The sequence below is a fragment of the Tenacibaculum finnmarkense genomovar ulcerans genome (genome assembly GCF_900239495.1).
GTDB classification, from domain to species: Bacteria; Bacteroidota; Bacteroidia; order Flavobacteriales; family Flavobacteriaceae; genus Polaribacter; species Polaribacter ulcerans.
In genome coordinates, this window is record NZ_OENE01000019.1 from 1 (window position 1) to 24,986 (window position 24,986).

Consider the following 24,986-nt stretch of genomic DNA (forward strand, 5'->3'; position numbering starts at 1 on the left):
AAAAAAACACTCGAACTGACAGTTATTTTGATGATTCTTGTCAATTCGAGTGATTTTAATGACTGAAAAGAATTAAAATAGTATCGAGAATTTGAACAGGATTATTCAATTTTAGTTAAAAATAAAGTTTGATGTACTAAATTCCTAGCCCCGATTGAAGCTTTGTTTGAGGGCTGTTTTTGATTTTTCTTCAAAAAAAAGCGAGTGCGGAAAGTGGGAAATAGCTTCTAAAAAATCGTTATTTAAATAGTAGTTTATTTTATTAAAAAGATTGCCACAACCTGTTTGTCAATAAGTAAAAAAACTTCGTTGCTATTTTTTGGAGGAAGAATACTTACAATTGCCTGATTTTTTTCAAAAGAAATTTTTGGTTTTTGAGCATATTTTACACCTTTAAATCCACAATATATAGATTGGTTTTTAGCAATGTTTTCAAGGATAAAAGTAATGGGTGTATTTGTTTTTTTAGTAATGATACCAGTAGTTGGAGCTATTAATTTGTATTGTTTTTTAAGAAAATCAGTGGTGTATATTGGCTGCTGAAAATAGCTTTTTAAAGACATTCGTTTTACACGTAATTGCCATAAAATATCTTCAGGAAAATGGGTTAAGAAATATTTTTCTTTAGGAATATTAAAATAATAATCATTAAAATTACGTTGCCAACGTCCGTTTTTAACAGCTCCTGCTGCCCAAGTAGCATCTAAATACAGCCATTTATTGTTCAGTTTTACAGCATTCCAAGCGTGATTCGCTTGGTTATTTACCTTGCCAATATCGTTTGAAGAAATTCGAACATTACCTTTTATTACTTCGTTTTCAATATTTAAAAGCGTACAAATATTAGCAAATGTTTGTGCATAATCTTCACAAATTCCACTTCTTCTAGCCAATGTTTTTTTTACAAGAGCATCTTTTATAGCTTTAAGTTTCGCTTTTTTTTCAGCTTCGTTTCTATAGCTAAACTGTGTTTTTCTGGCACTAAGGTTATTAAATGCAATTAAATCGTATTGAATATTAAAAGCAAGCCAGCTAAATAAGGCTCTGACTTTTTCATTATCAGAAGTAAAATCTGTAGAAATTTTGTTAGCTAATTTTGTAGCGGTAATTCTTTTAGGGTAGGTTTTTATTTTGGCATCAACAATTGAAAAATCTTGAGCCGATAGGGTAGCGCTAGTAATAACGAGTACTAAAAATAAATAAAGTTGCTTCATATAAGAGTTTAAAACAACTTTATTTATCAAAAATTGTGCCTATAAATTATTGACAGTTTTTCTAATGGCTACTAAATTTGTTAATAGCTTTTCTAAATAATCAAGGTGTAACATATTAGCGCCGTCACTTTTTGCATTTGCAGGGTCAAAATGTGTTTCAATAAATAATCCATCGACATTATTAACAACTCCAGCTCTTGCGATTGTTTCAATCATATCGGGTCTTCCACCAGTAACACCGCTTGTTTGGTTGGGTTGTTGTAACGAATGAGTTACATCTAAAACCGTAGGCGCAAATTCACGCATTGTTGGGATTCCTCTAAAATCGACAATCATATCTTGGTAGCCAAACATAGTTCCTCGGTCGGTAATCCATGCTTGTTGATTTCCTGCATCGTGTACTTTTTTAACGGCGTGTTGCATTGCTTCAGGACTCATAAACTGCCCTTTTTTCAAATTAACAACTTTACCAGTTTTTGCGGCAGCTACCACTAAATCGGTTTGACGCACTAAAAAAGCAGGGATTTGTAAAACATCGACATATTCGGCAGCTTTGTAGGCATCTGAAACTTCGTGAATATCAGTAACGGTAGGAACATTGAAGGTTTCAGAAACTTTTCTTAGAATTTTTAACGCTTTTTCGTCACCAATTCCTGTAAAACTATCAATTCTACTTCGGTTTGCTTTTTTAAAACTTCCTTTAAAAATATAAGGAATTTGTAATTTATCGGTAATTGTAAGTACTTTTTCGGCAATTCGCATTGCCATTTCTTCACTTTCAATAGCACAAGGACCTGCTAAAAGGAAAAAATTGTTAGCATCAGTATGTTTTATATTTGGAATAAGATTTAAATCCATGATTTTAAGTTGTAGGTTTTCAACAAAATTAAGAAATTAATTTAGCTATTTTAGCGGTTTTAAATTAAATAAGAATCGACCCTAAAAATTACACCCAAATTATACTGAAATGAAAAACAATATTAAAAAAATAGTATACGTGTCAGCATTTATTCCGATGTTTTTATCGTCATGTAAAACAGTGAAAAATGATCAGAATAAAACGGCTAATTTTTCATCCGAAGTAATTACAAATACGGCTAAAAAGAGTGTAAAAAAGGCTTTTGTATTTGATTCATTATCGGTTAAAAAACATTTATACACCTTGGCTTCGGATGAAATGCAAGGGCGTAAACCCGGAACTCAAGGGATGGAAAAAGCCACGGTTTATATTGAAAACCAATTTAAGCGTATTGGGTTAAAAACCTATGGAAATTTGGCTACTTATCGCCAGAATTTTACGCATAAAGGCATTAAAATGAGTAATATTATTGGGGTTTTAGAAGGGAAAAGTAAAAAGGAAGAAATTGTAGTGATTTCTGCACATCATGATCATTTAGGCGTTAAAAAATCGGGAGAAGGAGATTTAATTTTTAACGGTGCAAATGATGATGCTTCAGGGGTTGTTGGGGTGTTAACATTAGCCGAATATTTTGCTCAAAAAGGTACGAATGAACGTACTATTTTATTTGTGTGTTTCACCGCAGAAGAAATGGGCTTAGTTGGTTCTGACTTTTTTGGAAAAGGAATCGACCCTACTAAATTTGTTGCAGGAATTAATTTAGAAATGATTGGTAAAACGCCAAGTTTTGGTAAAAATACGGCTTGGTTAACAGGGTTTGAACGTTCTGATTTTGGTAAAATCATCCAAAAGAATTTGGTAGGCACAGGGTATCAGTTATTTCCTGATCCGTATGAGAAATTTAATTTATTTTTTAGGTCAGACAATGCTTCTTTGGCACGTTTAGGAGTACCAAGCCATACGTTTTCTACTACGCCAATTGATGTTGATAAAGATTATCATAAGGTTTCTGATCAAGCAAAAACCTTAAATATGGGGGTAATTACTCAAACGATTAAAGCGGTAGCAAAAGGAACAGAGAGTATTATCAATGGAAAAGATACGCCTACAAGAGTTGTTTTAGAAGAGTAATTTCTGTTTGAAATTTATGGTATTTTAATAAAAACCTTCGATTATTCGAGGGTTTTGTTATATTCGTAACAATTTAACTAAAAATCCTTCAAAAATGAAAAAACAATTAGTAAGCTTGGCGATTGTTATTACAATGTTTTCATGTACTAACGATACCGTGCTAGAAATGCCTGTAAAGCAAAATGAAGTGCTTTCAAAACAGGAAATTAATAGGATTATTGAGAAATCATTAAAAACTACAGGAAATTTTAATTGGAATACACAAAGTGCCCATACAATTTGGAGCGCTGTAAAACATGGTCAAAATATTTTAACAATTGGTTATGGTAGCTCTAAAAATAGTTTTGCAAGAGGTTCTAAATCGAATGATGTAAAATCTGAAATTATTGAATTAGTACGTGGTTTTGAAAAAACAGCAGCTAGAGGCGCTAGTACTGAATTATATGCGGATCAAGTAATCAATGTTTTAGATATAAAAGTGACTAATAAACAGGTTATAGAGGCGCTTTTAAAAGACAGTCGCGTACGTTATATTGAACCGGGTGGTTATCAATTTGAAGAATCACCTAAAACAGCAGCACGTTTAACGGCAAAATCATCTTCGGAAAGTTCGGGGTGTGGCTATGGAACGGCTGTTTTAGAACAAAATGATTATAGAACGATTTCACCAGGTGCAAGAATTCCTTGGACTTTTGATGCACATAATATTCCAGCTGCTTGGGATTATAGTACAGGTAAAGGTATTACAGTTGCAATTATAGATTCAGGGTTATCACCAGAACAAAAATGGATGAACGAATATTTTAATGATGGATATTCATCAGGAAGAACCGTTGAAAAATATGGTACATTTATAGATTCGTGGTTAATTTGGTCAAAAAACTATGATGGTGTTGATGACCGTTGTGGTCATGGTACAAAGATGGCAGCGATAGCCACAGCGCCTAGAAATGATGATAATTTACCTGTAGGAGTAGCGTATAATGCAAATTTAGTTACTTATAGAGCTGTTGAAAATGTTGTTATAGATGATTATCATGAAAGAAAAGGTGTTGCAGATGCTTTAATTGCTTTAGCCGATAGAGCTGATGTAAAAGTAATTTCAATGTCTATTGGTTTTCCGTTTGGTATTGGTAAAATAGAAGATGCTATAAAGTATGCGTATAGTAAGGGTAAAATGATTTTAGCTGCCGGAGGAACTTCAACATCATACACAACTTGGTATGGGGTTATTTTTCCAGCAAGTATGCAGGAGACCGTTGCTGTAACAGGTATAATGGAAGGCGAAGAATATAATCAATGTGATATTTGTCATACAGGATCTCAAATTGATTTTACTGTTCAAATGCAGAGAAAAACGGGTGCGGGTAATTTTATAGCGGTATTAAGTTATTTTGACCAACAGGCAAATTATATAGGTGGTTCATCGGCAGCGACAGCAACAACAGCAGGTATTGCCGCTTTGGTATGGGCTAAAAACCCGTCTTGGAATAGAAATCAAGTACTACAAAAAATGAAAGAGTCAGCGTCTTTTTATCCGAATAAAAATTCAGCGTTTGGCTATGGAAATATTGATGCCTTAAAAGCTGTTCAATAAAATAAGTTAATTAAATTAAAAACCTTCGATTATTCGAGGGTTTTTACGTTTTAAAAGGTATGATTATTGTAGTGATTTTAATAAATTATATTATTATGAAACCATTAAAATTTCTTTTTTTACTATTTATACTAGGCTGTTCATCGACTAAAGTAGTGTACGATTACGATGGTCAGACTACTTTTGAAAATTATAAAACATTTCATTTTTTTGATGATGCAGGTAAAGGATTAAATGAGTTGGATGTTAAAAGAATTACCCGTGAATTAACATTGGGGCTTCAAGAAAAAGGGATGACTTTAGCCGAAAATCCTGATATGTATATTCATATTTTATCAAAACAAAGTACGGCTGTTAATAGAAACACAATTGGCGTTGGAATAGGCGGTGGAGGAGCTGTTAATTTGGGGCTTTCAGGAGGAATTCCTATTGGTAGTAAAAAAATAAATGAGCAATTAACGATTGATTTTGTTGCTAGTAAAAATAATGAATTACTATGGCAAGGAATAGCGAATACTAAAATAAACGAAAAAAGAACTCCGACAGAAAAAGTAGCGCATTATAAAAAAGTAATCGGGAAAATACTGGTAAATTATCCTCCAAATAAAAAGTAATATTCAAATTAGTACCAATGCCTAGCCCCGATTGAGGCATTTGTTTGAGCTCCTTTTTTTGATTTTTTTTCAAAAAAAGAGCGAGTACCGAAAGCGGGAAATTGCTTCTAATCATTTTTTTAATTTTGATAAAAAAGCGATATTCATAAACATAGAAAACCTCCAATATTTGGAGGTTTTCTATGTTTAAAAATTTAAAATGTTTAAAATTGGTAACGAATACCTAAACCAAAATCTGAATTAAAGCCTTCGTAAAAATCACCAAAACCAAGTTCGGGTCTATAATCTAAAGAAATAATTAACGGAATATCAAAATTATATTCGACACCAATAACACCAGCTCCGAATAAATAAGTTTCAGAATCTCCATTTACATTGACTCCTGAAATGGTTTTATCTTTTACTTTCCAAGTTCCTAATCCACCACCAAAACCAGCATACCAATTAAAGTCGTTTTCTAACTGCCAAACCCATTGATAAAGCCCTGTAGCCTTGATTCCGCTGTAATTGTTATTGCCTCTAATTCCTAAATCAATTTCTAATCTATTGGTATTACTTAGTTTTCTTTGATATGAAATTTCTGCTCCAAATCCGCTATTATCGCCAAAACGGACACCGATGGCATTTTCTGAAATGTCTTGTGCATTTACAGATACTGCTCCTAAGGTTAAAAAGCCAATGGCTAATAATAATTTTTTCATGATTTTTGTTTTTAAGGGTATTAAAAGTAATGACTCACAATTTAGATGCCAAACTATTTTATGATTAATCTTTCTCCTTTTGAATGACTACTAAATTCTGGTGCATACATATTTTGTATGGTTGTAATTCCGTTACTGAAATTACCAGCATTATTTACACGAACATCATATTCGAACACAAAAACACCTTTTGGTAAACGGTCGAAAAAGAAATTTGTTGAAGCGTCTTTTGTTGCTTCATAATAATATAAATTGTCTTGTGATTTATACCCTGAAAGCACATTTATAGGTTCAACTCCTGAAGCTCTCATATCTTTCATATGTACAAATTCCATGTTTCTATCGCATCGTAATTCGATTCTTACGGTAATTAAATCGCCAACTTTTAAGGTTGTTTTATCGGTTATTTTGATAAGTTCTTTACCTGTATCCGAAGTTATTTTTTTGAATAGATTTTTACGTAATTTCAACGGAGTTTCTGCCGAAGTAATTTTATCTAAATCCTCAAAATATTGCCAATATAAACCTCCCCAAGCAATACCTTTTCCTTTTTTAGAAATGGTAACTTCGCTCATATTTGGTGTAATTTCATTGCCATTCCACGATGTTTTAAAATATCCTGTACCAGCTTCTACTTTTACATTTTCTAGTTTTGATGCTTCAATTTTATTATTTCCAATTTTCACATCCACCATATCGGTAATTGAAAGCCAGTCGCTTCCTTTTAAAAGTAAGGCGTAAACGGCTTCGGTAGTTGCTTTTGTTGTTTTCCAACGATTTGTTTGTTTGTTTTTAAGCAACCAGATTTTTAAGTTATCAACTGTTTTTGTATCATTTTCAATTTCAGAAAAAGCTTCAATTAATAAAGATTGCGTTTCAATTGGTGCTTGATAACTGTAATATCCTGCAACATTACTTTTCCAATACATTCCTAATTCATCCGAAGTAATACTATTTTCTTTTAATGATTTTAAAATTTTAGAGGCAAGTGTTTTGTTATTATTTCTAAATTGAATTAAAGCGATTTTCCCTTGTGCGTATAAATTGTAATCTTTCCAAAAAGTAGCAGATTGTTTTTTATAATACGAAATTGCTATTTTGGTTTTAGAAGCAATATTTATTTCAGGATAAAAACTACGCATATATAAATATTGAATAGTTGCATAACTTAAATGATTTTTCTTTAGATATTCTTCTGATGCACTTTGTCCTTTTTTGGCTTTTATTCTTGCCGCTTCTTTTAGTAAATCAGCGTATTGAATTGCTATTTCAGCATCTAAAAAACGAACTGCTTTTTCTAAAACTTGTGTTGTTTTAGTATCAAAATTAGATACGCCTAATTTTTTTAAATGTCCAAATCCGCTTGCAATATGCTGCGTAATATACGTATTTGCGTAGTCTCCACCTTTAAACCAAGGAAAACCTCCGTTACTCATTTGCATATTCTGAAGCTTATTGATTGCATTTTCTTGCTCATTTTTCATTTTATTCAAATCGAATAACAACCCAATACGTTTCTTTTGTTCGGTTTCCGATTGTGCATCACGAAGCCAAGGTGTTTCTTGAATTATCAATGATTTTAACTCTTGATTTTTTTCAAGATTTGATAATAATGCATCGCTCGATTTCCATTGATTAAATACTTCTTGAATCTTCGGATTTGAATTTGCGATAAAACTTGCCAAGGTATTTGCGTAATAACGTGCAAAAGTTTGCTCGCTACACTCATACGGATATTCCATTAAATACGGCAAAGCTTGCACTGCATACCACGCAGGATTTGAGGTTATTTCTAAAGTTAATTTATGATGTTTTAAACTTGTAGAAGTATTGTTTTTCAATTTATCTAAGGTAAAAGTTTTTGTTTGATTCGAACGCACCCACATCGGCAAGGTTTCGGTAACTAACATTCTATTTGATAAAACAGGTAACATATTTTGTTCTCCATCAGAAAAATTGCCAGCCTTTGCTACAATTTTATATTGAACAGCTTGAATATTATCAGGAATAGCTAAGTTCCAAGAAACGCTAGTATTTCCTTTTGAATTCACACTAAAACTTTGATTTTTTGTTGAGTTATCTAACAGATTAATTTCTTTTCCTGTAATGGCATCAGTTAAAATTAATTGAGAAATTCCTGCTAGTTTTTCTTCGGATAAATTCGAGATTTTAGCACTCAATGTTATGTTGTCACCTTCTCTTAAAAATCGTGGTGCATTTGGCGTAATCATTAACTCTTTTTGAGTTACGGTTGTAAGTGTTTTAGTCGCCGATAAAGCTTCTTTTGTGTGTGCTAATAATTGTAATTTCCATTTGGTTAATGCCTCAGGAGTTGTAAAACTAAAAGAGATGTTTCCTTTTTTATCCGTAGTTAAATGCGGGTAAAAGAAAGCAGTTTCTTGTAAGTTTTTACGGATTTTAATGCCTTTTAAAGAGGTGTTTTTTTGTTTATCATTTACATCAGATTTCTTTTTAGAAAAAGAACTATCTTCAACTTCTGTTAGTTCACTTTCATCAGTTTCTGTTGATTCAATAACAGTTTCTTCAACCTCTTCATATTCTTCTTCAACAACTTCAATTTTAGAAATATTCATGTTCATTCCTCGGCTACTACTTTTGCTCATCATTGTTCTACGACGATAATTTTCACCAAATCGGAATCCAAACAATTTTAGTTTATCATATTGTTGATTTGGATAACTATTATTCGAATAATATCTATTAAAAACTCGAAAATGTTCGTTTCCAAAACTATGATGTGCACTTGCCGAATTTCCACGAGAATAATAAGTCGCTGTTCTTATTGGGTTAAATGACCAATTATGAGATTTAAATTCATCTAAAGAAGCATCGTACATACTTGCTAAAACTTCGGCAGTTACTTTGTTTTTCTTATCATTTTTAATAGTGAAACTCCATTTTTCAGTAGTTCTAGGTTGTAATTTATCTCTAAAAGTATTGGTTTCAATACGGATGTTTTCTTGTTCGTTTTCTACAGAAATATTTAACAATCCAGTATCAAAAGAATTATAATTTACAAAATAATATTTGATAGCAAAACCTTTAATATCCTCTTTATGAACAGGGATTTCAATTGTTTTTATCTCATTATTTAGATGAATAAATTTAGTGTCAATCGTTTTATACTCTTTTTCAATTTCAACAATTACGGTCATATCTTTTGATGCCGAGCCAATTTGTACACAAACAGTTTCATCAATATTGTACGTTTTTTTATCTGTTTTGATAAAAAATAATTGATTATCAGCTACTTTTTCTTCGGATGTACTCGTAATATTAAAATGTGCTTTATCCGTTACTTTTTGATTAAATTTATCTGTAGTATTTAAAACAGCGATATATGCTCCTGAAGTCCAATTTTTAAGACTATTTAAAATAAGTGCTGTTGATTTTTGTGTATCAAAAGATTCTTCAAAAACAAGCGCACCTTTTTTCCAAGTAGTTTGATTTACTTCTTCTTTAGAATAGGCATCATGCGGAAATAAGGTATTGAATTCATTTTTAGAAATATCTTGATAATCAGGCGTATTCCAAGGTCTTTTACGCAACGGATTTTTAGGTGCTTGAAGTTTGTAAATTTTTACAGATCCTTTACTAGGTGTAAACTGCCCGTTTAAATTGTTGGTTGTAATGGTTATTTCCTGCTGTTTTTCGTCTTTATTAGCTTCCTTATTTATGGTCGAATTAATTTGTAACGAAGCCAATAAAGCATGATATCCAACATTTACAATAGTGGTTGTACTTCGTGTTTCGCCGTTTACATCGGTAATATCTGCGGTAATTTCGTAGTTAAAAACAGGTAAACTTTCTTTGTTTGTACTTAAATCGGGAATTGCTTTAAATTGAATAGAAAAATTACCTGATGCATCTGTAATGCTTTCTCCGTGTGTAATTTCTTGAGCTTCTACGGATGAATTAGCACCACGCCAATACCACCAACTCGGATACTGCACTTTTCTGTGCACACGATATACAACTTTGGCATCCGTAACATTTGCGCCAGAAAAAGCTTTTGCAAATCCGTTCACGGTAATATTGTCATTTACCTTAAAGGTTTGAGTAACGGGTTTAAAATCGGTTTCAAATTTTGGACGTTTGTATTCTTCAACTAAAATATTGTTGATATTATTTTCTCGTTCAAAGTAAAAAGGAATACCGTTTATAAGACTGTTTTTTTCTTTTGAACTTTTACGAATAGAAAAATTATATTCACCTGTTAAACCTGTATTTGGCAATATAATTTCACCAGATGCCGAACCAAATTCATTTAGTTTTAAATCTAAGGTTTTTACTTTTTGTCCGTTTACATCATTTAATGTTACTTCAATATATGAATCTGAAAAAGAGGTGTTTTTTTCGCCTTTCTTTTGAATTAAAATCGTTTTAAAATAAACCGTTTGCCCAGGTCGATAAATACTTCTATCAGTAAAAATAAATGGTTTTATTGTAATACTTTCTTTGTTCTTTTTTGCTGTATTTTTTTGATGTTTATATAAGTAGTAATTGCCAAAAATAGCAACATCATTTTTGGATGTAACTGTTATTGATACATTAGAATATCTATTATTACTTATATAGGTTGCAAAACCATTTTTATCTGTAATTAATTTTTGATATAGTTTTTTTACATTTCTATGTCCGTTATTTTGTAATACTAATTGGGCATTTTCAATTGGTTTTCCTGTATTTCTGTTTACAACTTGATACTTTGTTGTATTGTTATCAGTATTTTCAATTAACACTAAATTACTTACTTGAATATTTGCGGTAGCGTATAAATTATCACTGTTTAAAATGCTATTTTCATGAGCTACAATTAAATAATTATCTTGCGGAAGTTTCGGAACAATGATTTCTGTAGTGTGCTGTTTATAATCAAATTCATTTCTTAACTTATCATTCCAAGAAGTTACTTTGGTTAGTTTTTTAATAAAATTGATTCGCTCTTCTTCCTTATAAAGATTGTTTAATTCCGTTATTTTCTTTTTGTCAATTTTATAAGCAGTAAAATAAAGTTTATCAATATTATTATAGGTAATTAATAAGCGAGAAGCTGTATTTATAGGACTGAATTTTTCTGATAAAAGTGACAGTGATTTGTTTGTTATTTGTCCTTTTAAAGCCTTACATTTTTGGGATGCAACACTCTTCGGAAATTTCGTAATTACAGCATCACAAATAACTAATGCTTCTTTATTTTTAAAACGGAAATCTTCATTTTTATTAGGTTGATAACTATTTGCTTGTTGTCTATAAACTTCTGCAATTTGATGACTATACAATCCTGAAGTAGCATTTTTTTGCTGTTTTTCTTCGGATGATTTTAATGTTTGTAAAAATAAATCTTGTTTATCATTAAAAATAGCATGACTATTTACAAAATTTAAACGCTCTAAATCTACGGTAGCTAAGGCTTTTAAATTTTTGTTTTTTAGATGGAAATTAATTAATTCTTGATAAATTTTTAAGGCATTAAATTGAAGCGATGTTGCATCTTTTGTAACCAAGTTTAGTTGCGTGAATTTTTTTGCAGTTCCTATTAATTCCGAATTATCAATTTTAAACTGATAATTTGGTTTTGTAATAGTTGTTTCTGATGTTTTATAAAAATCAAGTGCGTTATGTGCTAAAAAATCAAATAAGCTAGGACGGTATTCTTTTGAACCTTGTACGATATATAAAATATCAGAAAATTCACGAATATCGGTTTGTTGTAATAATAATCCGTTTTCTAATGATTTTTGATAATGTGTATGAATTTCAGCAAATAACGTATCTAAATCCCAAGTTCTAAAATCGATAGTATCAACTTTTTTACTTGTTTTTGTTCTGTTATAAAACTTCCATTTATTTTGATTGAAATATTGCCAATACAAATTTGCCAATACATTTTCTAATACATTTTTAGTAGGAAATGAACTTTTATCAATATGTATTTTAAACTGATTGATAATTTTTAATTGCGCATTTTCTTCTAAAGTCAATGAAAATTTACTTTTATAAAAGAGCGTTTTAATAATTTGTGGCGAATTTTTAGCAACATCCGCTTTAGCGTAGATAGTTTCTACGACTTTTAAAGCTGATTTTGGTAAATTTTGTTGCTCAAGTTTGGCAACATCTTCCCAAAGACCGTTGTAATTTTCTTGCGCATTTAATGCACCGGAAAAAATGGTTATCATAAATAGCAGTGTTTTTATTTTTTTCATAGCAGCTGTTTTTTGGGTCGGTCAGGCGTTAGTAAGCGTGTGAATTAGAATTCTGATTTTTAAAAGAAGTTCTAAATCAAAAAGCGCGCCAATTATTGTTTTTTGATGCTAAATACGAACATCATATTGTTTACAATACTACATAATTTATTAATGATATTTTTTAAATATAATAATATATTTGTCCTTTATTTTTAGAAATATGGCTATAGAAAACATTCCTGAAGCATATTTAGATGCTACAATTACAAAACCTGAATTATTTGTTTATGATTTTAAAATGACAAATGATGTTATAAAAAGTAAGGTGAATTTAAGCATGAATATGTTTAGTTTTTTGCAAGTAGGTAAAAAACAGGTTCATTTTGCCGATACCGCTGTTTCTGTAAATAAAGAGCAGTCGTTACTTATAAAAAATGGTAATTGTTTGTGGACAGAATTATTAGATAATGAAGATATTTATTACTGTAAACTTCTTTTTTTTTCTGAAGATAAATTAAAGTGTTTTTTAGAAAAACATGCAACATTAACTAAAATTAAACCTGAAGAGATTTCTTATTTTGTTATTGAAAATGATGCGTATATTACTTGGTATTTAAATTCGCTAACAAGTATTACATTAACAAATACCGCTTTTAAAGATAAAATTATTTCGGTTAAATTTGAAGAGATAATGCTCTATTTATTAGGTAAATATGGCGAAAAATTTGAAATTTACTTACATTCCTTAATAGCTAAAGAAAGTTCATCTTTTAAAAAAACGGTAGAAAGTAATGTGTATTCTAACTTAAAATTAGAAGAAATCGCCTTTTTATGCAACATGAGTTTATCTACCTTTAAACGTCATTTCACCTCAGAATACAACGTAACACCAGGAAAATGGTTACAAGACAAGCGCTTACAAAAAGCAAAAGAAGCCTTAGAAAACGGTAGTTTAAAAGCTTCTGATATTTATTTAGAGTATGGGTATAACAATTTATCTAATTTTAGTATTGCCTTTAAGAATAAATTTGGTGTAAACCCTAGAGATATTTATTAGATAAAAACTCGATAAAACAAACTTGGACTTTTTTCATAAGTAGTTGAACCATATTAGTAATTCTTTTTTGAAAGCGTCGCAGTAGTTTTGCATCATAATTATAAAACAACATTACGATGGCAAAATTTATTGTACCAAAAGAAATACATCACGGACTAGGAAGTCTTGAAAACATAAAAAACTTAAAAGGAAACAAAGCCGTTATCGTTATCGGTGGTAGTTCTGTAAAGAAAAATGGTTCTTTAGAAAGAACTCAAAAATTTCTTTCAGAAGCTTCAATAGAATCTTCAATATTTGAAGGAGTAGAGCCAGATCCATCAATTGATACAGTACTTAAAGGTGCGGCTTTTTTCACACAAGAACAACCAGATATTATTATCGGTTTAGGAGGATGTTCGGCTATTGATGCAGCAAAAGCAATGTGGATTTATTATGAATATCCAGATTCAAAACTAGAAGAATTAGCGGCTCCTTTTGCTGTAAAACCTTTGCGTAATAAAGCAATTTTTGTAGCAATACCTTCAACAAGTGGAACAGGAACTGAGGTTACAGGACTTTCAGTAATTACTGATAGAGAAAAAGGAACAAAATACCCAATTGTATCGCATGAATTAACACCAGATGTTGCAATTATTGATGGTGAGCTTTGTGCAAGTATGCCAAAACATGTTACTGCAAACACAGGTTTAGACGTGTTAAGTCATGGGGTAGAGGCTTTTGCTTCAAATATTGCCGACAGGTATAATGACGCTTTAGCAAAAGAAGCTATTGATTTAGTATTTAAAACATTACCGACCGTTCTTGAGGAGCCACAAAATTTAGAAGCACGTCAAATAATGCATGATGCTTCTTGTATGGGAGGTATGGCGTTTACCAATGTTTGGTTAGGAATTGTACATTCAATGTCGCATCAATTAGGTGGTACTTTTGGTATTCCTCATGGATGTGCGAATGCTATTTTAATGCCAAATGTTGTTCGTTTCAACTCAAAAGTAACCGATAAATACGAAATTTTAGCTAAAATGTTAGGGAAATCTACTGCAGAAGATTTTGCACAAGATATTTCAACTTTACGTGAAACTGCTGGAGTTGTTGGTTCTTTAAAAGAATATGGAATTTCAAAAGAAGATTGGGAAGCTAAATTGGATACATTAACTGAAAATGCAATGAAAGATCCTTGTACGCTTTTTAATCCAAGAAAACCAAAATTCGAAGAAATTAAAGCCATTTATCAAGCATGTTATAATGGTGTAGCTGCTACGGTATAATAATAGTATTTTTAGTTTTTAGAGAAAAAAGGCTTCCAATTTTGGAAGCCTTTTTTTAGGTTTTTTATTTTATCCGAAGAAAAATATCTTTACCATTAATTTTTTATAAAAACCATAGGAAAGCATTTTTATAGTTTATTATCTTTACATAAAATTTAGAATATTTAAATGAGAGTACATTTTATAGCTATCGGCGGAAGTGCAATGCATAATTTAGCAATTGCCCTACATCAAAAAGGAGACATCGTAACAGGAAGTGATGATACAATTCATAATCCATCTAAAACTCGTTTAGAAAAACACGGATTATTACCGAACGAATTTGGTTGGTTCTCTGAAAAGATAACCACTGATTTAGAGGCTATAATTTTAGGAATGCACGCTAAAAAAGACAATCCAGAATTGTTAAAAGCACAAGAATTAGGTGTTAAAATATATTCATATCCTGAATTTTTATATGAGCAATCTAAAGATAAAACGCGTGTAGTTATTGGTGGTTCTCACGGAAAAACAACCATTACTTCAATGATTTTACATGTGATGAATTATCATGAAAGAGAGGTTGATTATATGGTAGGAGCTCAGTTAGATGGCTTTGAAACCATGGTGCATTTAACCAAAGAAAATGAATTTATTGTTTTAGAAGGCGATGAATATTTAAGTTCGCCAATAGATATGCGTCCTAAATTCCATTTATACAAACCAAATATAGCCTTGTTAAGCGGAATTTCTTGGGATCATATTAACGTATTTCCAACTATTGAAAACTATAATGAGCAGTTTAAAATTTTTACAGATTCGCTAATAAATGGCGGAATGATGGTGTATAATGAGCAAGATACGGTTGTAAAAGATATCGTTGAAAACTCAACAAATGCTATTAAAATTTATCCGTATAAAACCCCTGAATATTTTATTGATAATGGAATTACGTATTTAGATTCTCCTGACGGTGATTTGCCTTTAGAAATTTTTGGAGAACATAATTTACAAAATATAGCAGGTGCAAAGTGGATTTGTCAGCACATGGGAATTGATGAAGATGAATTTTATGAAGCAATTGCTAGTTTTAAAGGAGCAAGTAAACGTTTAGAAAAAATTGCGGAAAATAAAAATTCGGTAATTTTCAAAGATTTTGCACACAGCCCAAGTAAAGTAAAAGCAACTACAACAGCCGTAAAAAATCAATATAAAGAACGCAGTGTTTTAGCCTGTTTAGAATTACACACCTATTCTAGCTTAAATGCAGAATTTTTAAAAGAGTATAAAGGTGCGCTAGCTAAAGCAGATAAAGCCGTTGTATTTTATTCACCAGATGCGGTAAAAATTAAACAATTAGAAGCCGTTACTGAGCAACAAATAGCAACTGCTTTTGAGCGTGATGATTTAATTATTTATACAAACCCTACCGATTTCAAAGAATTTTTATTTAATCAAAATTTAGAAAACACCGCTTTACTATTAATGAGTTCAGGAAATTACGGCGGTTTAGATTTTGAAGCGGTTAAGGAGTTGATTTAGATAGTATTATTTTTTCACCCAACTTATATCGGTTAACCTGTTGAATAACCAAGTTCTTATTTCTTTATTAAAAAAAGATTGTTGAATAATACTTAACCTAGATTTTAGATATAATTTTCTAGCAGTTCTTTTTCTTTTTTTATTAGATTTTTTGATGTTGTTTATTGAAAATAAAAATTGATTAAGATGCTTGGTTGTATTTTGAGTGTTTTCAAAAGTTATAAATTTTGAATTAAGTACTTTTTTAGAGCAGGCTAAAAAATTATTTAAAGGATCAAATAATAAATTAAAATTATCAATCGCTTTTAAGGAGTCTGTTTTTATAGAAAGTAAAAAAACATCATAAGAATTTCTTAAAGAGATAGAGTTATAAAATTGACCATTATCATTAATTTGTGAAGCAATGATAGATAGCGCTAATTGGTTTTGGTAGCTCATTGTTTTTACATTATTAATGATTAATGTGTCTTTTTTTATAAGATTATAATTAAACTCACTTGAATATTTTTCAAGTAAAAGCTCTTTATGTACTTCTATTGCAGCAATTTTATTTTCCTTTTGTAAACGTGGGTAGTGCTTAAATGAAGGGAAATCATAGGTTGTTTTATGTACTTTAGAGTACTTATTGTTAAGTAGTATTTCGATAGCTTTATTATAGTCACTTTTAGAAAAAATAAAATCAACATCACCAACCATTCGTTCGGCAATATCTTGGTATAAACCATCTAATAAATTCCCTGTTCCTTTTAAGAAAATAGGCGTAATATTATGTGCTAATAATAGTGTGTTTATTTCTTTAGCTTCTTTAATTATTTGTTGATTTCGCTCTCGATTTAAATCTGTAATATGCTTCATATATTCAACCAAATCTTCAGGTAAATAATGCAGAAAATCAGCACGTTTTAAATTACAGTATAAAGCTGGAAATACATAATGTGCTGTTGTTATTTTAACTATATTATCCCAATTTACAGTACCTGTTTTTAATTGTTTTTCAACTAAAATACGATTGTCTTTTTCGTGGGTAATCGTTAAGCATTTCCCGATAAAAAATAAGGTTTCTTTATAATTCATTTTTTATAGCGTCTTATAATTTATCATTAAAAATTTTATGCACGGTGTCAATCATTTTTTTATTATCAGAATAGGTAAGTTGATAACAAGGTAATTTTTCAAACCAATCCATAAATTTATCGGCATTTTCAGCAATCGGCGACAACCAAGAATCAGGTACTAATTGTTCAAAAGCTTTTAATTTAGAAATTTTATCAACCTGTAAATCACTGTCTTTTTCATATTTGATAAAAATCAAGGCTTTACAAGGTAAATGTTGCTGATAATCGGTGTTATTAGGCACTAAATAGCGCACAATTTTACCTAATCGTTCAAAATTATATTCCGCCGAAGTTTCCAATTCAGGATATATAGGAAGTAGGGCGGGCAAGCTATTTTTTTTGATAGAAATTGCCGAAGGAAAACTATAAATATGTTTTTTTTGTGCATCAATCGGTACAAAATCGTCAGCTAAACAGGTAAAATCGTTTGCTTGTAATAAGGCTAAAGAAGTACTTTTTCCGTTACCAGAATCGCCTAAAAAAAGCATAGATTCTTTGCCGTTACTTATTGCTGATGCATGGAAAACTCCTAGCCATTCCGCTTCTTCTTTTCGATGTATATGTTCTACAATTTTCATAGAAAATTTCCCTTGAAAATAATGAACTTCGTTTAACTCCCAAGTATCAATAATGTTATTATCTATAGAAAAAGAAATGTGTTTTTCAGTACTATAAACTTTGTAATGATGCGTTTCGTTAAGTGTTTCTGAAGGTTTATCTATTTCTAAATGTGCAAATTTTGGATGCACTAAATATTTTTCATAATCTGACAAATAGCTTACTTTAATAATAATAGTATTCATTTTGTAGTAATAATGATACTCAAATTTTTGAGGAACATCCAAAATAATATTATTTTTAAGACTGTTATCGTCTTTATTTTCAGAAAGTATATTGTTGGCTATTTCTTGAATAAAACCAATAAGTTCTTGTTCAGGAACACTTATTTCATCTGCTAAAATACGAGCAATTTCTTTGTTTGAAACACTATTATTTAAAAGCGTTATTATTTGCGCAACAACAGGTTCAACAACGATATATTGATTTTTATTTTGAAGCCATAAAATGCTTTTACCTTCTACTTTTTTTTTTAGAATCATAGGTTATAAAAATACTAAAACCTCTAAACAATCGAGGTTTTATTATTCAATAATATGAAAAAATATTTAAAGAGCAATTAAGAGCCTGTTTAAAAATTAAATAAATTGTCAGTTGTCAGTTCGAGTGATTTTTTTTCTTTAAATTCCTTTTAGTCATTAAAACCCCTCGAATTGACAATAATCATCAAAAAAAGCTAAAAAACAGGTCAAATCAGGACGCGAAACTGAAGTAAATTCAGTTTGACGGATTCGATTTCTTATTTTTCTGTTGTAAAACTTTTTTAGATGAAATTTAAACAGGCTCTAAGAGCTTATTGATTTTTTATTTGTGCTATTATTACGAGTTTTTTGTTTTAAAAAATTAACGCAATGCTTCTTTTAAAATAGTAACAGGATGTTTGGCAATACGTTTTGTACCGTCAAAAATTTGATGACGACAACTTGTACCCGCTGCTACAATTTCGGTATCTGTAGTACAGTTTCTAATTTTAGGAAATAAGGTGTCTTCGCCAACTTGCATACTTACTTTATAATGTTCTTTTTCATACCCAAAAGAACCAGCCATTCCGCAACAACCTGTATTTAGAATAGTAACTTTATAGTTTTTAGGAATATTTAAAATTGAAAAACTAGCCTGAGTTGATGACAATGCTTTTTGATGACAATGTCCATGAATTTTAAGCGTTTTAGTATCTTTGGTAAATAACGCTGTATCTATATTTTCTTTTTGATTTTCAGCAGCTAAAAACTCTTCAAAAGTAAACACATTTTTAGCGATTTTTTTAGCCGAAATTTTATCATCAGCCAAACGAATATATTCATCTCTAAACGTTAAAATTGCCGAAGGTTCTATTCCTATTAATGGAGTTTCTTCGGATATTAACTCTTTAAAAATAGCTACATTTTTATTAGCAAGTATTTTTGCTTGGTTTAAAAAACCTTTAGAAATATGACTTCTTCCACTTTCTTCGTGTGCTATGTTTTTAACTTGATAGCCTAATTTTTCTAATAAAATAACAGCGTCTTTACCAATTTCAGCATCATAAAAATTAGTGAATTCATCGTTAAATAAATAGATTGTTTTTTGAGGTTTTTCGCCTGATTTATTTTTATTTATTGAGGCTGTATTTCTATTTTTAAGCCAAGCATTTACGGTTTGTTTAGCTAACTTTGGAACAGTTCGCTGAGTAGCAACGCCCATTATTTTTTTAGCAATAAGTGTATTTGTAAAAAAGTTGGTAATAGTAGGGATTTTACTTCCTAATTTATTAATTTTTGCGTTGTTTGCAAATAAAGTACTTCTAAATGAATAACCATTTGTTTCTTGATATTGATATAAAAATTCGGCTTTCATCGAAGCAATATCAACATTACTTGGGCATTCTGTAGCACAAGCTTTACAACTTAAACATAAATCTAAAACTTGCTTCAATTCTTTAGAATCGAATTTATTTTCAGCCGTATTATTGGTTAAAACTTCTCGCAACATATTTGCTCGTGCACGCGTTGTTTCTTTTTCGTTTCTGGTAGCTCTGTAACTCGGGCATAATGTTCCGCCTGCTTCTGGTGATTTTCTACAATCTCCTGAGCCATTGCATTTTTCCGCTAATTTTAAAATTCCTTCACTTTGCGAAAAATCTTGTAATGTTTTTATAACAGGTTCTTTTCTGTCAATTTCATAGCGTAAATTTTTATCCATCGGAAAAGCGTCGGTAATTTTTCCTTGGTTAAAAACATTCTGCGGATCAAAGGCTTTTTTTATCCTTCTTAATAAGTCATAATTTGCATTACCAATCATTAACGGAATAAATTCGGCACGAACAATTCCATCACCATGTTCGCCACTAAACGACCCTTTATATTTTTTTACTAATTCTGCCGTTTCTGTGGTTATTTTTCTAAATAAAACAACATCTTCTTTTTTCTTTAAGTTTAAAATCGGACGTAAATGCAATTCCCCAGCACCAGCATGCGCATAATAAACGGCATCTTGCTGATATTTATCCATAATTTGAGTAAACTCTTCAATATACTCGGGCAAATCTTCCAAAGCAACGGCAGTATCTTCAATACAAGCAACGGCTTTCATATCGCCAACAATATTCCCTAATAATCCTAAACCTGCTTTTCGCAAGTGATGCACTTTTGCAATATCATCGCCATAAACTTTAGGGTAATGATGCCCGAAATTATTCGCTTTTAAATCTTCAATTAATTTATCAGCTTGAATTTCGGCATCTTCTAAAGTATCCGAAGAAACCTCTAACATTAAAACTGCCTCAGGGTCGCCTTGTAAAAAGAATCGGTTTTTAGCTTGTTCTCGGTTGTTTTTGGTACAATCTAAAATAACTTTGTCCATTAATTCACAGGCATACAATTTATGTTTCATTGCGGTAACCGTAGCTTTTAAACTTTGGTTGATACTTGTAAAATGTGGGCAGACCATAATACTAAAAGTAGGAGGTAGGCTGTCTAATTGTATGGTGATTTCTGTAGAAAAAACCAAGGTTCCTTCGCTTCCTGATAAAAATTTTGCAGGATTTATAGTTGTTTCATTTCCTCCGAATAAATCAGATTTTAAAAATTCATCCACAGCATATCCTGTATTTCTTCTATGGATTTCTGGCTTTGGAAACTCCTTTATAATTTCTTTTTGAATTGCTTCTTGAGAAAGTTCGTTGTAAATAGTTTTATAAATAGCTCCTTCTAAAGTTTGAATTATTTTTTTCTGATGAAATTCTTGCGAGGTAATTTCTGAGAAAAGAACATCGCTACTATCGGCTAAAATTCCTTGTATAGCAATTACTTTATCGCGAGTAACTCCGTAGCGAATTGAGGTGCTTCCTGATGAATTATTCCCAACCATTCCACCAATCATACAGCGATTAGAAGTGGAAGTATTAGGTCCGAAAAATAATCCGTAGGGTTTTAAAAATCGATTTAAATCATCACGAATAATTCCAGGTTGTACGGTAATTGTTTTATTTTTTTCATCAAAAGATAATATATTGGTAAAATGCTTCGAAACATCGACCACAATTCCATCACCAACACATTGCCCTGCTAACGAAGTTCCTGCAGTTCTAGGAATTAATGTAACGTTATTTTTGGTAGCAAAATTAATTAGTATTTTAATATCTTTTGCATCTTTCGGATAAGCAACCGCTAATGGAATTTTTCGATATACAGAGGCATCCGTAGCATATAAGCTTTTATGTAAATCATCAAAAAATAAGGTTCCTTGTAAGCTTTTATCTAAATTTAATAATAGTTTTTTATCTGTCATCGCTGTCATTTTTTTCTTTTAATTACTCAATAGGAATATTTCTTTTAAAGCAGGTATCAAAGCAAATAAAAGTGTCAGTTCCTGCAACGCCGTTTATTAAATGTACGTTATCGTATAGTATTTTTTGCAAATGTTCATTGTCTTTGGCGTAAATTAAGATAAAAATGGCATAATTACCCGACACAAAATTACATTCGGTAATTTCAGGGATTTTTTCTAAAGCCTTCATAACCTCTTTTGCAAAACGTGCTTCTCGCAAGCGAATACCAGTGTATGATTTGGTTTTATAGCCTAATTTATTTTCTTCTAAAATAAATTCAGCATTTTTTATAACCCCTTCGGTAGTGAGTTTTTTTATCCGCTGATGAATTAAAGAATTCGAAACATTTAGTTCTTCAGCTATTTGCGAATAAGCTTTTCGAGCATCGGAACGTAATTTTAGTAGTATTTGTTTATCGATATAATCAAATTGATTATTCATTTTCTATTTTTTGATTGAGAGAATGTTATTTTGGTTTTTTAAAGCTGATAATTTTATTGTTTTACCATAAAATAACTAATTAAGGTGTAAAATTAATCATTTTAAGCTTTTATTAAAAGGAATATGATTTAATTTGTAGTAAAAATTATCAAAACATGACAACAGCACAAATATTTGACAAATTATGGAAAGAATACTCAGAGCGTACTCCTTCTGCACAAAAAATCAATGATTTATTTAAAGCAAAAGGTAATGAGATTTATAATGATCACGTTGCTTTTAGAACTTTTGATGATGAACGTGTAAATATTGAAGTATTAGCAGCACCATTTTTAGCCGCTGGTTATAAGGAATGTGGCGATTATACTTTTGAAGCAAAAAAATTATATGCCAAACATTACGAGCATACCACCGATAAAAATGCACCACGTGTATTTATTAGTCAGTTAAAAACAAAAGAGTTTTCGGCGGAATTACAAGCAACTGTAAAACGTTTAATCGATGGATTATCTGAAGAAGATTTAAACCCTGCCGAGTTAGTTTTTAAAGGTCGTTTATGGGAACAACCTTCTTTTGAAGTTTATGAAAAATTACAAGCAGAAACAGAATATGCTGCATGGTTATATGTAAACGGATTTTGTTCAAATCACTTTACAGTAGATGTAAATAAATTAGCGACTTTTAAATCATTGCAAGAAGTAAACGAATTTTTAAAAGAGAAAGGTTTTAAAATGAATACTTCTGGTGGCGAAATTAAAGGAACTCCAGCGGTATTTTTAGAGCAATCAAGTGTTTTAGCTGATAGAATTCCTGTAGCTTTTAAAGAAGTTACCAAAGAAATTACGTCTTGTTATTATGAGTTTGCTTTCCGTCATGCCATGGAAAACGGTGAATTATATTCTGGTTTTATTGCAGGTTCAGCCGATAAAATTTTTGAAAGTACCGATATGAAATTGTAATCCCCCTTTATTTAGAAATGTTATTTTAATAGCTTTTTTATATGTTAAAAAAAGTCGTGCATCGAGCTGTAATAGCTTGATATACGGTTTTTTTTTGTTTGATGATTAAAGTTTTTTTAATAATTGAATTCAGTATGACAGATAATCTGATTTAATTAAATGTAAGGTTTGTTTGTCTAATTGTAATGTTTATTTTACATTTGATAAACTTTAAATGATAATTATTATGAAATTAGATTATTTATTTCCTTATAAATTTAAAAAAACAGGATGGATTTTACTTGTTAGTTCTCTGATTATTGGCTTGGTTACCTTAATTTACGAGTATGAACCAAATTGTTTAACTTTTAAAGTTCCTGCTATTTTTATAGATGAAAATAATAAATTTGGAATGGTTAAAAATAATATTTTAAATGAAATTTTAGGAGTTCTAATTATTATCAGTTCTTTACTTGTTGCTTTTTCTAGAGAGAATATAGAAGATGAATATATTTCGAAAATAAGATTAGAGTCGTTAGTTTGGGCAGTATATGTTAACTATGGTATTCTTTTATTTTCTTTTTTATTTATTTATGATCTTTCCTTTTTATGGGTTATGATTTTTAATATGTTTACGGTTTTATTATTTTTTATAATAAGATTTAATTGGAAAATTTATAAACTTTAAAAGTCAGCTAATTATGAAGAATACTATAAAAGTTGAAAGAGCTAAAAAAAATATTACTCAAGCGGAGTTGGCTAAATTAGCTAAGGTTAGTAGGCAAACAATAAATGCTTTAGAGTTAGGGAAGTACGTTCCGTCAACAGTTTTAGCATTAAAATTAGCTCATGTTTTTGAGGTTGAAGTAGGTGTAATCTTTGCCTTAGAAGAATCTGATTGGGTTTAAGATAAAATTATTTTTCAGCAAAAAAAGCCTTAGATTTTATCTAAGGCTTTTGTAAAATAAACTAAAAATTTCAGTATTATTTAAAAGTAGAAGTGATGTTTATTGCTACATCATCCCAGGTTTTAGAAACCCCGTCATCTCCTTTATGTAAATCTTTACAAGCTTCATTTAAAGAGGCTAATGCTTTTGCTGCATTCCAATTTGTAATTTTTAAATTTCCTGTTATGCTAAAAACTTTTCCGTTAATTGTATAGGTAAACGCAAGTTTTTTAGTAACACCATTCATGGTAATATCAGCATAACCAGTAGTATCGTTTTCTAAAACTAATTTACCAGAAAGTAATTTAGTGTTGTCCATAATACCAAAGAAAAATTTCTTAATTTTAAAATCTCTACTTGATTCTTTTGTAAAAACACTACTTACAGGTATTGAAAATTCGGCATTATTAATTGCTTCTTTAACAGTATTTCCTTTTCCATTAGCAGTTATTGTAACTTTTTTGAAAATACCATTTACAGGTGCTTTTTTTGTTGTTTTGTAAGCTGTCCAATTAATAGCATTATTTGCATCTTGCAATACAAAAGCAAATTTTTCGGCAATTACTTCTTTTTTAATTACTTCCTTTTTAGTCGTTGTTTCCTTTTTAGCAGTCGAATTACAAGAAATTAAGCTACTAACAGCAATAAATACGAATAAAGAATAAATGATTTTTTTCATGATAATTATTTTATAATTGAATTGACTAAGTTGATGTATTCTTGTTTTGCTTGATTTTCATTCATGCCTCTTAATTGTATCCAGGCATTAAATTTAAAGCTATTTCTTAAATTGTCATTGTCATTTTCATTAAGGGCAAACATATCTCCTTTTACAGCTTGTTTGTAGTAACTGTAAAGCCTAAGCATAGTATCGGGAGGTAGCTTTTCTTTAATACTAGAAGCTTTTTCGTAAGCTTCTTTAAATTGTATGTCTAAAGTATTTAGCAT

At 30.3% G+C, this 24,986-nt stretch carries 19 protein-coding genes; 9 read left to right on the top strand and 10 right to left on the bottom strand.

All coding sequences use genetic code 11. The features are described 5' to 3' along the window. Positions 1–254: 254 nt before the first annotated feature. Together DPIF8902391_RS07060 and kdsA are read right to left on the bottom strand one after the other, a co-directional pair. Positions 255–1,214, bottom strand: a complete 960-nt coding sequence (locus DPIF8902391_RS07060; RefSeq protein ID WP_172505417.1) for a transglutaminase domain-containing protein — start codon at positions 1,212–1,214, stop codon at positions 255–257. Positions 1,215–1,253: 39 nt separating this feature from the next. Next, on the bottom strand, positions 1,254–2,072 hold the full coding sequence (gene kdsA, locus DPIF8902391_RS07065; protein WP_058885548.1) for a 3-deoxy-8-phosphooctulonate synthase: 819 nt from the start codon (positions 2,070–2,072) through the stop codon (positions 1,254–1,256). A gap of 109 nt (positions 2,073–2,181) precedes the next feature. Here kdsA and DPIF8902391_RS07070 point away from each other — a divergent pair, with 109 nt between their 5' ends. The 3 genes from DPIF8902391_RS07070 to DPIF8902391_RS07080 all read left to right on the top strand — a co-directional run bounded on the left by DPIF8902391_RS07070 (position 2,182) and on the right by DPIF8902391_RS07080 (position 5,415). Then, positions 2,182–3,204, top strand: a complete 1,023-nt coding sequence (locus tag DPIF8902391_RS07070) for a M28 family peptidase (protein WP_058885547.1) — start codon at positions 2,182–2,184, stop codon at positions 3,202–3,204. A 94-nt stretch (positions 3,205–3,298) separates the two neighbouring features. Continuing rightward, positions 3,299–4,801 carry a S8 family peptidase gene (locus tag DPIF8902391_RS07075; protein ID WP_172505418.1) on the top strand — a complete coding sequence of 501 codons (1,503 nt, stop codon included), beginning with the start codon at positions 3,299–3,301 and terminating at the stop codon, positions 4,799–4,801. Positions 4,802–4,896: 95 nt separating this feature from the next. Beyond that, on the top strand, positions 4,897–5,415 hold the full coding sequence (locus DPIF8902391_RS07080; RefSeq protein WP_172505419.1) for a DUF4136 domain-containing protein: 519 nt from the start codon (positions 4,897–4,899) through the stop codon (positions 5,413–5,415). A 203-nt stretch (positions 5,416–5,618) separates the two neighbouring features. Here DPIF8902391_RS07080 and DPIF8902391_RS07085 read toward each other — a convergent pair whose 3' ends face one another. Beyond that, the gene (locus DPIF8902391_RS07085; protein WP_172505420.1) at positions 5,619–6,116 is read right to left on the bottom strand and encodes a hypothetical protein; all 498 of its coding nucleotides are present in this window, start codon (positions 6,114–6,116) and stop codon (positions 5,619–5,621) included. Positions 6,117–6,169: 53 nt separating this feature from the next. Continuing rightward, on the bottom strand, positions 6,170–12,343 hold the full coding sequence (locus DPIF8902391_RS07090; protein ID WP_172505421.1) for an alpha-2-macroglobulin family protein: 6,174 nt from the start codon (positions 12,341–12,343) through the stop codon (positions 6,170–6,172). A 202-nt stretch (positions 12,344–12,545) separates the two neighbouring features. On the opposite strand from DPIF8902391_RS07090, the gene DPIF8902391_RS07095 reads away from it, so the two are divergent. The 3 genes from DPIF8902391_RS07095 to DPIF8902391_RS07105 all read left to right on the top strand — a co-directional run bounded on the left by DPIF8902391_RS07095 (position 12,546) and on the right by DPIF8902391_RS07105 (position 16,171). After that, positions 12,546–13,382, top strand: a complete 837-nt coding sequence (locus DPIF8902391_RS07095; protein ID WP_058885541.1) for a helix-turn-helix domain-containing protein — start codon at positions 12,546–12,548, stop codon at positions 13,380–13,382. 116 nt (positions 13,383–13,498) lie between these two features. Next, entirely contained in the window at positions 13,499–14,650 is a 1,152-nt protein-coding gene (locus DPIF8902391_RS07100; protein WP_058885540.1) for an iron-containing alcohol dehydrogenase, read from the top strand. A gap of 168 nt (positions 14,651–14,818) precedes the next feature. After that, positions 14,819–16,171, top strand: a complete 1,353-nt coding sequence (locus tag DPIF8902391_RS07105) for a UDP-N-acetylmuramate--L-alanine ligase (protein WP_172505422.1) — start codon at positions 14,819–14,821, stop codon at positions 16,169–16,171. A 6-nt stretch (positions 16,172–16,177) separates the two neighbouring features. Here the strand turns inward: DPIF8902391_RS07105 and DPIF8902391_RS07110 are convergent, their stop codons facing one another. The 4 genes from DPIF8902391_RS07110 to DPIF8902391_RS07125 all read right to left on the bottom strand — a co-directional run bounded on the left by DPIF8902391_RS07110 (position 16,178) and on the right by DPIF8902391_RS07125 (position 22,153). Next, positions 16,178–17,245, bottom strand: a complete 1,068-nt coding sequence (locus tag DPIF8902391_RS07110; RefSeq protein WP_058885538.1) for a nucleotidyltransferase family protein — start codon at positions 17,243–17,245, stop codon at positions 16,178–16,180. Between the two features lie 13 nt (positions 17,246–17,258). After that, complete coding sequence (locus DPIF8902391_RS07115) at positions 17,259–18,386, bottom strand: phosphoenolpyruvate carboxykinase (ATP) (RefSeq protein ID WP_172505423.1); 1,128 nt, start codon at positions 18,384–18,386, stop codon at positions 17,259–17,261. A 361-nt stretch (positions 18,387–18,747) separates the two neighbouring features. Beyond that, positions 18,748–21,672 (bottom strand): FAD-binding and (Fe-S)-binding domain-containing protein, encoded by a 2,925-nt coding sequence (locus DPIF8902391_RS07120; RefSeq protein ID WP_172505424.1) that lies wholly within the window; start codon positions 21,670–21,672, stop codon positions 18,748–18,750. Positions 21,673–21,694: 22 nt separating this feature from the next. Continuing rightward, positions 21,695–22,153 carry an Lrp/AsnC family transcriptional regulator gene (locus DPIF8902391_RS07125; protein WP_058885536.1) on the bottom strand — a complete coding sequence of 153 codons (459 nt, stop codon included), beginning with the start codon at positions 22,151–22,153 and terminating at the stop codon, positions 21,695–21,697. A 155-nt stretch (positions 22,154–22,308) separates the two neighbouring features. Between DPIF8902391_RS07125 and DPIF8902391_RS07130 the strand changes: the two genes are divergently transcribed. From DPIF8902391_RS07130 to DPIF8902391_RS07140, 3 genes are all read left to right on the top strand, one after another. Further along, the gene (locus DPIF8902391_RS07130; protein ID WP_172505425.1) at positions 22,309–23,112 is read left to right on the top strand and encodes a DUF1338 domain-containing protein; all 804 of its coding nucleotides are present in this window, start codon (positions 22,309–22,311) and stop codon (positions 23,110–23,112) included. Positions 23,113–23,338: 226 nt separating this feature from the next. Further along, positions 23,339–23,779 carry a hypothetical protein gene (locus DPIF8902391_RS07135; RefSeq protein ID WP_058885534.1) on the top strand — a complete coding sequence of 147 codons (441 nt, stop codon included), beginning with the start codon at positions 23,339–23,341 and terminating at the stop codon, positions 23,777–23,779. 13 nt (positions 23,780–23,792) lie between these two features. Further along, entirely contained in the window at positions 23,793–23,999 is a 207-nt protein-coding gene (locus tag DPIF8902391_RS07140; RefSeq protein ID WP_101914703.1) for a helix-turn-helix transcriptional regulator, read from the top strand. Between the two features lie 76 nt (positions 24,000–24,075). On the opposite strand, the gene DPIF8902391_RS07145 is transcribed toward DPIF8902391_RS07140, so the two are convergent. Then, positions 24,076–24,717: a YceI family protein gene (locus tag DPIF8902391_RS07145; RefSeq protein WP_172505426.1), complete on the bottom strand. Its 642-nt coding sequence runs from the start codon at positions 24,715–24,717 to the stop codon at positions 24,076–24,078. Between the two features lie 5 nt (positions 24,718–24,722). Further along, the gene (locus tag DPIF8902391_RS07150; RefSeq protein WP_058885531.1) at positions 24,723–24,986 is read right to left on the bottom strand and encodes an acyl-CoA-binding protein; all 264 of its coding nucleotides are present in this window, start codon (positions 24,984–24,986) and stop codon (positions 24,723–24,725) included.

Coding starts and splice junctions, on each gene's coding strand:
- DPIF8902391_RS07060 (WP_172505417.1), bottom strand. CDS start 1,214: ATGAAGCAACTTTATTTATTTTTAGTACTCGTTATTACTAGCGCTACC.
- kdsA (WP_058885548.1), bottom strand. CDS start 2,072: ATGGATTTAAATCTTATTCCAAATATAAAACATACTGATGCTAACAAT.
- DPIF8902391_RS07070 (WP_058885547.1), top strand. CDS start 2,182: ATGAAAAACAATATTAAAAAAATAGTATACGTGTCAGCATTTATTCCG.
- DPIF8902391_RS07075 (WP_172505418.1), top strand. CDS start 3,299: ATGAAAAAACAATTAGTAAGCTTGGCGATTGTTATTACAATGTTTTCA.
- DPIF8902391_RS07080 (WP_172505419.1), top strand. CDS start 4,897: ATGAAACCATTAAAATTTCTTTTTTTACTATTTATACTAGGCTGTTCA.
- DPIF8902391_RS07085 (WP_172505420.1), bottom strand. CDS start 6,116: ATGAAAAAATTATTATTAGCCATTGGCTTTTTAACCTTAGGAGCAGTA.
- DPIF8902391_RS07090 (WP_172505421.1), bottom strand. CDS start 12,343: ATGAAAAAAATAAAAACACTGCTATTTATGATAACCATTTTTTCCGGT.
- DPIF8902391_RS07095 (WP_058885541.1), top strand. CDS start 12,546: ATGGCTATAGAAAACATTCCTGAAGCATATTTAGATGCTACAATTACA.
- DPIF8902391_RS07100 (WP_058885540.1), top strand. CDS start 13,499: ATGGCAAAATTTATTGTACCAAAAGAAATACATCACGGACTAGGAAGT.
- DPIF8902391_RS07105 (WP_172505422.1), top strand. CDS start 14,819: ATGAGAGTACATTTTATAGCTATCGGCGGAAGTGCAATGCATAATTTA.
- DPIF8902391_RS07110 (WP_058885538.1), bottom strand. CDS start 17,245: ATGAATTATAAAGAAACCTTATTTTTTATCGGGAAATGCTTAACGATT.
- DPIF8902391_RS07115 (WP_172505423.1), bottom strand. CDS start 18,386: ATGATTCTAAAAAAAAAAGTAGAAGGTAAAAGCATTTTATGGCTTCAA.
- DPIF8902391_RS07120 (WP_172505424.1), bottom strand. CDS start 21,672: ATGACAGATAAAAAACTATTATTAAATTTAGATAAAAGCTTACAAGGA.
- DPIF8902391_RS07125 (WP_058885536.1), bottom strand. CDS start 22,153: ATGAATAATCAATTTGATTATATCGATAAACAAATACTACTAAAATTA.
- DPIF8902391_RS07130 (WP_172505425.1), top strand. CDS start 22,309: ATGACAACAGCACAAATATTTGACAAATTATGGAAAGAATACTCAGAG.
- DPIF8902391_RS07135 (WP_058885534.1), top strand. CDS start 23,339: ATGAAATTAGATTATTTATTTCCTTATAAATTTAAAAAAACAGGATGG.
- DPIF8902391_RS07140 (WP_101914703.1), top strand. CDS start 23,793: ATGAAGAATACTATAAAAGTTGAAAGAGCTAAAAAAAATATTACTCAA.
- DPIF8902391_RS07145 (WP_172505426.1), bottom strand. CDS start 24,717: ATGAAAAAAATCATTTATTCTTTATTCGTATTTATTGCTGTTAGTAGC.
- DPIF8902391_RS07150 (WP_058885531.1), bottom strand. CDS start 24,986: ATGCTAAATACTTTAGACATACAATTTAAAGAAGCTTACGAAAAAGCT.